Origin of the sequence: Aquimarina sp. MMG016 (assembly GCF_018100805.1) — a bacterium.
GTDB lineage: Bacteria > Bacteroidota > Bacteroidia > Flavobacteriales > Flavobacteriaceae > Aquimarina.
Genome location: NZ_JAGJEA010000021.1, coordinates 1 through 12,925 on the forward strand (window position 1 = coordinate 1; position 12,925 = coordinate 12,925).

Consider the following 12,925-nt stretch of genomic DNA (forward strand, 5'->3'; position numbering starts at 1 on the left):
AGCCGTACCTCCAGTAACATTTACCTGGATGCTACCTGCGGTTGTGATCTCGGCTCCTGAAACATCCAAAGTCAAGGTAATCACTCCGGTCTCATTAGTCGAAGTATAGGTTGCATTATTAAATTCAACTGTTAATCCGTCATCATCAGTGATCGTGGCGGTAGCTGTACTTTGTGTACCTACTGTAACACCTGTAGAAGGGGTGATCAAGCCTAATAGAATTGTTTCGTCTCCTTCTATAAGAGCATCTGTTACAATAGTAATATCTGTGGTTACTGTGCCTCCTCCTGTATAATCCGCTATGGGAATAGTCACAGTAGTAGGATCGGTAAAAGTATAATCGGTACCGCCTCCTGTAGCCGTACCTCCAGTAACATCTACCTGGATGTTGCCTGCTGTAGTGATCTCGGCTCCGGAGATATCCAGCGTTAAGGTAATCACTCCGGTCTCATTGGTAGACGTATAGGTAGCATTATTAAATTCAACTGTTAATCCGTCATCATCGGTAATAGTTGCCGTAGCCGTAGCTTGTGTACCTACGGTAACGCCTGTAGAAGGAGTGATCAAGCCTAATAGAATGGTCTCGTCTCCTTCGATAACAGCATCCGTAATGATCGTAATATCAGTGGTTACGGTGCCAGGGGTCGTATAATCTCCAATAGGAATGGTTACTGTTGTAGGATCGGTAAAGGTATAATCAGTACCACCTCCCGTGGCCGTACCTCCGGTAACATCTACCTGGATGCTGCCTGCTGTAGTGATCTCGGCTCCGGAGATATCCAGCGTTAAGGTAATCACTCCGGTCTCATTGGTCGACGTATACGTTGCGTTATTGAATTCAACTGTTAATCCGTCATCATCGGTGATCGTAGCGGTAGCTGTAGCTTGCGTACCTACGGTAACGCCTGTAGAAGGAGTGATCAAGCCTAATAGAATGGTCTCGTCTCCTTCGATAACAGCATCGGTTACAATCGTGATATCGGTGGTTACGGTGCTTCCTCCTGTATAATCTCCAATAGGAATGGTTACTGTCGTCGGATCGGTAAAGGTATAATCAGTTCCTCCTCCCGTAGCCGTACCTCCAGTAACATCTACCTGGATGCTACCTGCGGTTGTAATCTCTGCTCCGGAAACATCCAATGTTAAGGTAATCACTCCTGTCTCGTTGGTCGACGTATACGTTGCGTTGTTAAATTCAACTGTTAATCCGTCATCATCGGTAATAGTTGCCGTAGCCGTAGCTTGCGTACCTACCGTAACACCTGTAGATGGGGTGATCAAACCTAATAGAATCGTCTCGTCTCCTTCTACAATCGCATCGGCAACGATCGTGATATCGGTAGTTACTGTACCCGGGGTCGTATAATCCCCTATTGGAATCGTTACTGTTGTTGGATCCGTAAAGGTATAATCAGTTCCGCCTCCTGTTGCAGTTCCTCCAGTAACATCTACCTGGATGCTTCCTGCAGAAGTAATCTCGGCTCCGGATACATCCAAGGTTAAGGTAATCACTCCGGTCTCATCGGTAGAAGTATAGGTAGCATTATTGAATTCAACTGTTAAAGCATCATCATTCGTAATTGTATATACATGCGTATCAATTAATGCACCTCCGGTAACTTCTTGAATCACCAATCCAGGCTGTGCATCGGATAACGAAAGATCAATGGTTTCATCTGCTTCTACAATTGCCTCATCTGTAATGGCAAAGCTTACTGAACCCGGCAGGAAATTAAGTTCTGTAGTTACATTTTCTATAACAGAAGAACCACCCCCAACTGAGGTGATGAAATACTGAGTACCTGCTGTAAGTGAAAAAGTATATTTTTTTAACGGGGTTGCTGCATCAATTCTATCTCCTGTAGCGGTGAAAATTTCTGCTCCACCCGATGTAGTACCTACTAGTACAAATCCATTTGCTGTACCTCCTGCACTAGAGGTAAAGGTTTTTCCTGAATAGGTTACTTCATAAGTGCCTGTAAATGGTGCAATAATGGTTTCTGTTTCACTAATTACAGAACCCCCATCGGCTGCATCATTTCTGATTATCGGATAACTTTCATCAAATTGATTGACTTTACCTAAATCTAATCCTGCGAGTGCTAAAGGCGAAGCTGCTGTATAAGTCCCAGCTGGGATACTTACGGCTATCGTTTGTGGTAAGGCTGCTGTATTTCCTCCAAAGGTATAATCAGTTCCTAAAGTAGCGGTTCCTGCTGCATTTAGTACTATATCAATATTAGTATCTTCAAGTAATGTTCCATCTATCAATAAATTTGGAAGATTGCCTCCTGTAGCTTCTACATCATTGGCCGTGGCCACTTCAAACTCTATACTGGTTGCTTTTCGCGCCAGCGTAAAAAAGGTAGTGCCAGGCAATGCTAAAGCTACGGTCCCTGTTGCCGACAACGCTGTTTCTGCAGTTCCTGTGGTGGCACTAAAATCCCCATCTGCAGTTCTGGTTAATAATACCCAGGTATCATCATACCCATCGAACTGTAAGTTGGCTGCGCCGGCTATCGTACCTGTATTGACTGCTTTCCACTCTCTGGCAGATCGCTCATAATAGGTAGTGGTTACCAAGTCTGTATTAATGGCGCTTGCTGGTGCACCATCGCCCCCATCATTACCCACCAATAAAAACTGGCCATTGGTTAAAGAGACATGGGTACCATTAGCTCCTGTAAAATTGGTATCCGTAGAAACCGTTAATACTGCTCCTGTATTTATTGATTTCGAAATTTGATTGTCTAAAGCAGAAGGAGCATCATTGGCAATACCAAAAATATCACTATCATAGGTTACATCTACCGGCCAAACTTGAGTCGTACCATCTGAAGCCAGATATGCTGTAGCTCCATTGTTAAGGGTGATCCCATACTTAAGCGAAAGGTAAGAATTCACTTGCTGGCGTTCTGACGCGGATAATTGTCTGTCATAGATTAACACTTCTGATACAAGCCCATCGTAAAAAGCACTTGGAGTAGCATCGTCTCCTCTACCGGAACCTAGCATCACCTCAACCCCGCTTGTGATGTTTGGTATTTGACCACCATTGCTAACAGAAGCAAAAGTACTGGTACCACCATCAACAGTTATTTCCATATTGGCTACTGTTACACCATCAGCGTTGCTATAGTTGTATATGGTTGGTGTTTGTGGATCGGAAGTATGGTTATGCACGTAATTTGATGTTGGAATATCATTATATAAATGTCTGGCACTTGCCGTGGTACCGTCAGAACCGATTATTCCTACAAAGGCTCTCCTATTAATTTGTGATGTATTTCGACCAAAAGAAACTACAGCTCCAAAATTATCTAAGGTAGTTCCCATTTTGGCAACAGCAAATACTTCTCTATCTCCTGTTCCCATTGTACCATACGATGCCGATCCATCTAATAGTCGATCATCTGCACCATCAAAATCTACTCCGGGGTAGAAATTCATTTCATTTTCTGCAAACACAGGACGCTGCCCTGCAGTTGCGTTTGTAAGTTCATTTCCAGAAATTTGATCATTCCATTGCAATACAGCTTCTCCATCTGCCGCTGCTGTACTACTACCATTCAAAACATCAACATTGGATTTTAGCCATACGGTTAAGTTAGCACCTACATTACCAGGTATTCTATCTATAATAGTAATAGTTGCCGTATCATCCGGGGTTTGTGGTACTATGGATAAATCATCGAAGATCATTCCAAGACCTTGATTATTTGCTGTAGTAAATTCAATTCTAGTACTGGCTGAACTTGCCGTAAAATTGAATGTACTCTCAGATAAATTAAACGAAGTATTTGTTCTTTGTATCGTGGTTGTACCATCTACTGCAAGTGTACCTGCGTTAAGTGCGGATACCGTTACAGTAGAAGGATTGGGACCCGCACCATTTGCGGTTCGTCTGGATGCTTTAAATGTTACGGTATATGTGACACCATTAACCGTAGGAATGTTTTGAAATCCCTGGGATTGACAATCCACTTCTAAAACCTGATTTGTAGCATCAGATCCTCCATACGTGGTTTCAGGATTCGTTTCAAAAACATAGGCTGTGCCTATGATTATTTGTACAGATGGGGTACAAACATTTGTCCCCGTTAGTGGTGACCAAAATGAAGCAGCATTATCAAAACCTGCATCGTTTGCCAGATCTGTAGAAACACTAATAGAGAAATCTTCTAAATCCTCTGTGGTTGTATCTCCAATAATAGGGATACTAATGGTACCTGTCGAGCTCCCCTGAGGAATCACAATGCGATCCCCGGGTACAGTGTAATCTGTACCCTCAGTTGCTGTGTTTGCTGTGATATTATACAAAACTGTGGTTCCACCCACTGGTGCTGCACTAGGTAAGGTTACTGTTACCACTGCATTAGAAGTTCCTGAGTCTCCCTCGATTATGGCGACATCGGATACGGTTGCTTGCGCAAAAAGTGATGTATTGCCTATCCATAGGAGCATCACGGTGGTTAGTATCGTATATATAGTATTTCTGTTCATAGTCGGTGATTTTAGGTATTAGGTGTATTAGGACGCTTCGCTGTGAGGGCGTTCGCTTTGCTTATTGTAAGATATGAGGACACTCGCTTTGCTCTTTTTGAGTTTGTGAGTGGTGAGTTTTTTAGTAGTGAGTAATGAGTATAAAGTATGAAGCCGGAGGTTTGAAGTCCGAAGACCGAAGTCTGGGTGTTCGCTTTGCTCGCTGTAAGTGGTGAAGGTACTCGCTTTGCTCGTGGTGAGTTTTTGAATCACAAGTCCGAAATTGGAAGTTCGAGATTCGGAGTTCAGAATTAAGGACAGGTTATGACCTAGTCTATGATATAATTGTAAAAAGTAGTATCCTATTTTATGAATACAAAATAGTATTGATGTAGCATATACATCGAGAGGTAATCGTTTACTCATAATGATCGATTTGGTTCTGATTTTTCGTTATTCACGCACTACAGTTGCTGGCTCGCCAAAGTTTTACAAATAGTAGCGCTGTTTTTATCTATTTTCTTTTTCTATTTTGTTCGCATTTTTTTATTGTATGATGATCTTTAGTTTTGACCTTATCCATTATATATATCTTAATAAATAAGAATACTAAAATCAAATATTGTAAGGTAATAAGATATATCTCCAATATATGTATTGGAAACTAATATTTAGTAATAGATAATTTACTGTGGGGTAAGAAAAACTAAAATTATCTATTGTATTGATAAATCACTAGTATAAATATAGGCATAAATATTTTTTGATCACATACATAAATACCACATATTAATTATGGTTAAACCGTAGCGAATAAACGCACCATTACTTTCCTCTCTAAAGTTAAACAAACTTAAACATTTTATCTGAAGAAATAATTGCAAATACTTGAATATCAGTTTTTTTTCAAAAACATCTTTTCTAAAAACCTGTGTTTTGTTTAACAAAACATGTAAGAATTTTCTCTTAAAAAAACAAAATTAACACTTTTAAACAATCAAAAATGGTGATTTATCTATGAAATTTTTACTGTCAAAAAGTTAAAGAAACGTTATTATCATACTTTAAAACAGTAAAAACAGTAAACTATCTTTTTCGTTTTTTAACTTTTTTTTCGCTATGATTATACACTTATTCAACCCCTCTGGCTTATTGCTTTGTTTTAATCATAGTTGAAAACTTGAGCCGGGTTCGAACCCTCCGTCTTCAAGCTTTTGATAAAAGCTTGAATCCACCCTACCTATTTTGGCAGGCAGGCTCCCTTAAATTTAAGGGAGGAGCTTTTATATGGAACTAAAATGATCTTTTATTTCTTGTAGTACCGAAGGTAAGTGATCAAATACCATTTTATTTTCGAATCTTATTACTGTGAAACCCAATTCTTCTAATCTGGCTGTTCGGATACTATCTTTTTCTATAGCATTGAGTGTATTGTGCACTTCTCCGTCCAACTCTATAATTAACTTTTCGGAAGCACAATAGAAATCTACAATATAACTCTCAATACTATGCTGCCGTTGAAATCTCCTGCCTTCAATTTATTTGGATTTGAGATATTTCCATAAAAAAGCTTCTGCGGGTGTAAGGTTATTTCTAAGTGCACTTCTGTATTCTTGTAATTCTTTTCTGGTATGGATTTGTCTTTTTTTCACTAGAAGATTAAAATAGGAATTTTATAGTAAACCATGGGTATTTCATTTTAAATTCGGTTGTATGCTCGAACCCTCCGTCCCGAAGTACTTCGGGACACCCTACCCTATTTGGCAGGCAGGCTCCCTTTGGTAAAAGGAGGAGCTTTTTACTCTTATGCAGATTACAAAATTGACTTAACTGCTCTCCCCTTTAAAAAGGAGAGAATGAATTTCGATGACGTAGGAATCGGAAGAAAGAGGGATTGGAGATACGTATGTTTATGCTGAGGTCTTTGTTTTAATCAGGCTGCTTAGTTTAGACTTTTTTCTAACCCTCCGACTTTATGTTTTCTCTCGAAGACACAAAGCCACCCTGCCTATTTTGGCAGGCAAGCTCCCTTTAACCAAAGAGAGGAGCTTTTACTGAGATTACAAAAGTTCTTTTTATTTGCTCAGCTCTTTTCTAAAGAGAGGAGCTGTTCTGAATTTTATCCTTCTTTCTGAATCTCGACTGAGTGTGGATATGGGATCTCGATACCGGCTTTATCCAATGCTAGTTTACAATTTTCTAATGAGGCAAAATATACATCCCAATAGTGTTCGGGTTTACAGAAGGGTCTAACGGCTAGATCCACAGAACTTTCCCCTAAGGCTTCTACATTAACAGAAGGAGCAGGATCTTTTAACACCTTATCATCAGCAGTTAATACTCCTAACAACACTTCTTTCGCTTTTTTGATATCTTCACCATAACCAATCCCAATGGTTAGGTCTACACGCATTTTTCCTTCTGCTGTATAATTAATAATATTTCCATTGGCCATGGCTCCATTAGGTACAATCGCTAATTTATTCTCTGGAGTGGTTAACTTGGTATTAAAAATATCAATTTCTTTTACTGCTCCTAATACTCCCTGAGCTTCTATTACATCTCCGATCTTGTATGGTCTAAAAATCATAATTAATACCCCTCCTGCAAAATTAGACAAAGATCCCTGTAGTGCCAATCCAACGGCCAGACCTGCCGCCGCTATTACGGCTGCAAAAGTAGTCACATCAACTCCTAACCTGGAGATAACTATAATAATCAGAAATATCTTAAGTGCCCAATTCACCAAGTTTAACAGGAATTGCTGTAGGGATTGGTCATACTTGCTTTTGGACATTACATGCCCTGCTCCTCTAACAATTTTTTTGATGATCCAAGATCCAATAATATAGATCAGGATTGCAGTAATCAATTTAGGGCCAAATTCTTTGGCAAGTTCTATTGCGTAATTAAACCACTCTTGTGCTTTGTCCATTGGTGTATTATTATATATTTTTATATGTATTGTGCTTAAAACCTATTAATTCAAATACTTCAATCTTATGAGAAGTACTAAAAACAGAGTTGTTTGTTAAAAACGCTATTTCTACCGGACTCGTATACAAATATTTTGTCTTCATTTCTTTACTACAAAATATCTGGATGAAATTTTTTAACAATGTCCTTAATTATTTCTTAGATCAAATAAAAAATTTAAACAAAAAGTATTAAACCAAGATCCCGCTGAAAAGTGAGATTAGCCTGCCTGCCATCCACCAGGTAGGCAGGTTCAACTTATAATTTTGAGTACTCTGCCAGAGGCAGATTCTCAAAACCGAGTTTCACTAATAAAAGTAAATTCTCTTCCATAAACGGAAGAGAAAAAACTCTTTTTCATAACTATCTAATTATACTTAAAAATTTTACTATTGAATCACGATAAACTCGCTTCTTCTGTTTTGTTGATGTTGCTCCTCATTACAATCTGCATCATTAGTACAGGAATTTACCAAAGCCGTCTCTCCATACCCCCTTCCGGTTACCCTTGATTTGTCGATTCCTCCTTTTTCTACAATATATTTAATCGTACTCTTAGCGCGACGCTCACTTAGATACATGTTATAATTATCATCTGCTCGACTATCGGTATGGGATCGAACATCAATCTTTAGGGTTGGGTTCTGTTTTAGGGTGGCTATAATTTTTTGCAACTCTATTTCTGCATCAGAACGTATAAAAGATTTATCCAGATCAAAGTATATGATCTGAAGCTGTAATAATTTTGCCAGATCATCTCCTGGTTTTACTTCTGTATCTGCAAGACCACCTTTGCTTAACTGCAATGGTAGTTGATTTGAATATTCTAAAACAGCATTAGTAGTTAAAGGTGCTTCAGTAGGAGCATATTCTTCTTTGGTTCCTCTTACCACATAAGATGACTCACAATCAATACCTTTAAATTTATAAGCACCACTGGCATCTGTTACTGTTCGTCGCAATTCTGTATTATTACCATCCATCAAAATGACTTCGGCATTTGTTAATTTTTCTTTAGTATTAGCATCTGTTAATACTCCTGTAATGTATTGCTTACAGGTAGTAATCAGCTCACCTGTTTGTCTAAAACTATAGATATCATCGTTACCCTTTCCTCCTGCTCGATTGCTAGAGAAGTATCCTATTTTAGTACTTTCATTTAATACAAATGTAAAATCATCTTCAGGACTATTCACGGGTTTACCTACGTTATAAGGTATTGAAAACATACCAAACTCTTCGGGAACCGCTACAAAAACATCCAAACCTCCTAAACCGATATGACCATCACTGGCAAAATACAAACGCCCGGAATTACTAACATATGGGAATGTTTCTCTACCTTCAGTATTGATACGATCACCCAGGTTTTTGGGGGTGCCAAAAGTACCATCTTCATTAATATCGATCTCATAGAGATCAGAAAGCCCTCTACTATCCGGCATATCACTGGCAAAATATAATTTCTTACCATCAGCACTCAACGCCGGATGTGCTACTGAATATTCGTCACTATTAAAAGGTAATTCTTCTATATTTGTCCACTTTTCGCCTTCGAGCGTAGCTCTATACAGTTTTAGCAATATGGTACCTTCTGTATTTGTTTTTAATTTTCTTTTGGTATAGTTATTTCTAGTAAAATACATTGTTTTTCCATCCTGGCTGAACGATGTAGAAGATTCGTGAAAACGGGTATTGATCTTTCCTTTTATCTTTTTGGGGGTTTGCAGAATTCCATTTGCTTCGAGGATATTAGATGAAAACAAATCTAAGAAAGGCATCTCATCCCATTCGTGAACCGTCTTACTAAATCCGCTTCCTCCTCGTGCAGAGGCAAAAATCAATTGTCCCTGATTGTTAAAACTTGGCGCATAGTCTGAAAATTTAGAATTCACACTTAGTTTCAATAATCTAAATTTACCGGATTGCATCTCTATAAACCTAAGATAATCACGGGTATTGATAAAATACTCTGCCCGCTGATCTTTTCCTGAAAGGGTATTAAACTTCTCCATTGCCTTATCGGCATCATTATAGCGTTCCACGCTCTTTAAACTCTGAGAGTATCTAAACAAATATTCAGGCTCTATTTCACTTTCATAATTAGTGACCAGCTTTTCATACCAAGGCACTGCCTCTTCCAGTTTTGAATTAAAATAATAAGAATCAGCTAATTTTTTGAATAAGTCGGGAGATGAATATCCACTCTCGGCTACTTCGAGATAAATTTTACGAGCATCTACAAATGCAAAACGATTAAAATCTTCATCTGCGCGAGCCAAACGTTTTTCCTGTGCAGAAACAGTTCCAGACAATATAGTGGATACTAAAATAATAATTACGTATTTGTTCATATTCATAGTCTTTCCTTTTATTTAGGTTTCCAAAATGATCGTAATCTGATTATGGAAATGACATTTTTATTCTATTTATCTATCGTTTCGTTTTGGGTTCCCGTCTCTACCTTCTCTTTTTGCTTCGGTAGAAATGTTCACAGGAATGACAGTTGTTGAAACTTCAAAGCAGCGCTTTGAAGAATATTTTTAAAAGAAACGTGGTGTTATCATTCTATTATATTTTCTAAAGAGTTCGAAGCGAAGCATCACCTCATAACTACCGTCATTAAACTGTGTATTTCCTAGTTCTGTGGTCTCTCTATCATACGCAAAACCAATCATCAGCGAATCTGATATCTGGAAACCTGCCAAAGCGCTGACTGCTGCACTCCATCGATATGCTAACCCAAGATATAAACGATCGTATAATAAAAAATTAGCGGATACATCTACCTGTAAGGGGGCTCCAAATACCAACTTGCTCAATACCGCCGGTTTAAACTTAACCGTATCACTAATATCGAACACATAACCTGATATAAGATAGTAATTTATACGTTCTTCTGCCAGAAAACTAATCGCATCACTATCACTACTTGTCGAACTCTCATCAAAATGATCTGTTTCTAATAAATTAGGAGCACTTAATCCTAAATAAAATTTATTGGTATTATAATATACTCCAAATCCTACTTGAGGGCTAAATTTATTATCTACATTAAATTGAAAAAGATTATCATTTTGATTAAACAGATTTAATCGAGTCAAATCGATATTTAATAGATGTGCACCAGCTTTTAATCCAAATCGTAAATTACCTTCCTCTGAGGTAGGTATCGTATATGAAAAATCAATATCAAAATAGGTCTCATCCGTAGGCCCTATCTCATCATTGACTATAGATAATCCTAATCCCACACGATTGTTTTGCCCCAAAGGTGTATTTATAGTAAGGGTTTGAGTCCTTGGTGCACCTTCCAAATTGACCCACTGACTGCGGTGTAAACCCATAATACTTAACACCCCCCGGCTCCCTGCATAAGCCGGATTTACACTAATGGTATTATACATATACTGCGTATATTGGGCGTCTTGCTGCGCATTACCATCGTAAAACACAAAACTCAATACTGTGGTAGCTATTATTATATATAATTTTTTCATCCGCTCTAATTTAATATTTTTTTATTGAACCCCGTGAGTCAATACTAACAGAGTCATATAGTTTCGATTGATTATCTGTTAATATAAAGATACCCTGCTCTACTCTTGCGTTCTCCTGTTTCAAGAACATATTCCAGCACATAGAAATAGGTACCAACAGGTAATTCATCTTTTTCTTCTATAGTAGCTCTACCATTAGAAATACCTCTAAAGAAATTATCATTTCTTCCATAATTATCAGTACCATATACCTTAACTCCCCATCTGTTATAAATCTCCAGGGTGTTTTCTACATTTTCTAGACCTCGAATAACAAATACATCATTGACGCCATCTCCGTTTGGTGAAATTCCGGTATAGATTTCTATTCCATCTTCAGAATTCGGATCAGAACCATTAGGTTCTAAATAATCAGGAATACCATTGCCATCAGTATCCACAGCATCATCAGGATTACCATCTCCGTTAGGGTCAGGACTCTCATCAACGGTTGGGATATTATCGCCATCATCGTCAGTATCTAAATAATCAGGAGTACCATCATTATCTGTGTCATCAGGATCTCCTCCATTTCCATTAGGGTCTAGTTCAAACTCTGTATCAACTCCATCACCGTCATCATCAATATCACGATAATCAGGCTCTCCATCATTATCTGTGTTATTTAAATCTGTATCAGGAGCTATATCCACAATATTACCATTAGGGTCTCCATATCCTGTAGTATCTCCATCATAGGCATCATCTATTCCATCGTTATCTACGTCTTCTCCAATAGGTAATGTATCTACCACACCATCATTGTTATAATCAAATCCTTCAGTAGCATCAGGAATACCATCATTATCACTGTCATCATCCAGGTAATCCGGAGTATTATCTGCATCAGTATCTTCAGGTGTGATTCCTTCATCTCCAGTTCCTTCATAAGCATCATCCAAACCATCACCATCACTATCATTACCTGTAGGTGTTATATAACCATCTGTAGTCTGTCCTTCAACATTATCAGGAATTCCATCATTATCACTATCCTGATCAAATACATCCGGGATACCATCCCCATCAGAATCTGCAGTACCCTCAATGACATCAAGAATCCCATCATTATCATCATCAATATCTACACTATCAGATACTCCATCATTATCATTATCTCCATCAATATTTATGGTTTCATCCAAGTCATCAGGAATAACATTAAGATCTATTTGATCAAGTATTACATCCGTAATTACATTGGTAATACTGGCATTTGCGGTTCCCGCATCTACGGAGAATGTAATGGTAAGCATTCTAAGTTCATCAGCGGGTATTGTACCCACATCCCATACTCCTGTTGCTATGTTATAGGTACCTTGATCCGGAATATCCGATACATATGTAATACCGGCTGGTAATTGATCCGTAATTGCAACATTAGTTGCCTGTGCAGGACCTGAGTTTGCCACAGTAATACTATACGTGTAAACTCCACCTAATATATAAGGTCCAGGTTCTATAATTGATTTAGAAACTACAAGGTCTATTTCTCCAACAACGTTGATCTCTTCTTCAAGATCATTGTTCGTAAGATCAGGATCTGTTTGATCCATAGCAAAAGTGATCACATTATTAATCGTAGTTCCACTTGTACCTGAATCCACAGTAGCTGTAATTGTCAGTATTGCTGTTGCTCCTGTATTAAGTGTGTTAATCACCCAATCTCCAGTAGCATCATCATAAGTTCCTACACTTGGTGTGTCAGAAACATAGGTTACTCCAGCTGGTAGCAGATCGTTCACTAACAATGCTGTTGCCTGTGCAGCTCCATTATTAGTAACCGTAATTGTATAGCTAATGGTATCTCCTTCATTTGGAGTACTGTTATTAACCGTTTTACTAATCACAAGATCTGCGTCATTACCCACTATAATCTCTTCTTCAAGATCATTGTTGGTCAAATCAGGATCATCCTGATCCAATGC

Annotated in this window: 6 protein-coding genes; all 6 read right to left on the minus strand. The window is 38.3% G+C overall.

The window, feature by feature from the left end; all coding sequences use genetic code 11:
* Positions 1–4,503 (minus strand): Calx-beta domain-containing protein (locus J8M14_RS22850; RefSeq protein ID WP_211077163.1); only part of this gene is annotated, 4,503 nt, incomplete at its 3' end.
* Positions 4,504–5,765: 1,262 nt separating this feature from the next.
* On the minus strand, positions 5,766–6,020 hold the full coding sequence (locus tag J8M14_RS22855) for an endonuclease domain-containing protein (protein WP_348772868.1): 255 nt from the start codon (positions 6,018–6,020) through the stop codon (positions 5,766–5,768).
* A gap of 581 nt (positions 6,021–6,601) precedes the next feature.
* The gene (locus J8M14_RS22860; protein WP_211077164.1) at positions 6,602–7,417 is read right to left on the minus strand and encodes a mechanosensitive ion channel domain-containing protein; all 816 of its coding nucleotides are present in this window, start codon (positions 7,415–7,417) and stop codon (positions 6,602–6,604) included.
* A gap of 430 nt (positions 7,418–7,847) precedes the next feature.
* Positions 7,848–9,812: an OmpA family protein gene (locus tag J8M14_RS22865; protein ID WP_247672749.1), complete on the minus strand. Its 1,965-nt coding sequence runs from the start codon at positions 9,810–9,812 to the stop codon at positions 7,848–7,850.
* 189 nt (positions 9,813–10,001) lie between these two features.
* The gene (locus tag J8M14_RS22870; protein ID WP_211077166.1) at positions 10,002–10,958 is read right to left on the minus strand and encodes a type IX secretion system membrane protein PorP/SprF; all 957 of its coding nucleotides are present in this window, start codon (positions 10,956–10,958) and stop codon (positions 10,002–10,004) included.
* Between the two features lie 71 nt (positions 10,959–11,029).
* A partial coding sequence (locus J8M14_RS22875; RefSeq protein WP_211077167.1) for a gliding motility-associated C-terminal domain-containing protein occupies positions 11,030–12,925 on the minus strand: 1,896 nt, incomplete at its 5' end.

Coding starts and splice junctions, on each gene's coding strand:
- J8M14_RS22860 (WP_211077164.1), bottom strand. CDS start 7,417: ATGGACAAAGCACAAGAGTGGTTTAATTACGCAATAGAACTTGCCAAA.
- J8M14_RS22865 (WP_247672749.1), bottom strand. CDS start 9,812: ATGAACAAATACGTAATTATTATTTTAGTATCCACTATATTGTCTGGA.
- J8M14_RS22870 (WP_211077166.1), bottom strand. CDS start 10,958: ATGAAAAAATTATATATAATAATAGCTACCACAGTATTGAGTTTTGTG.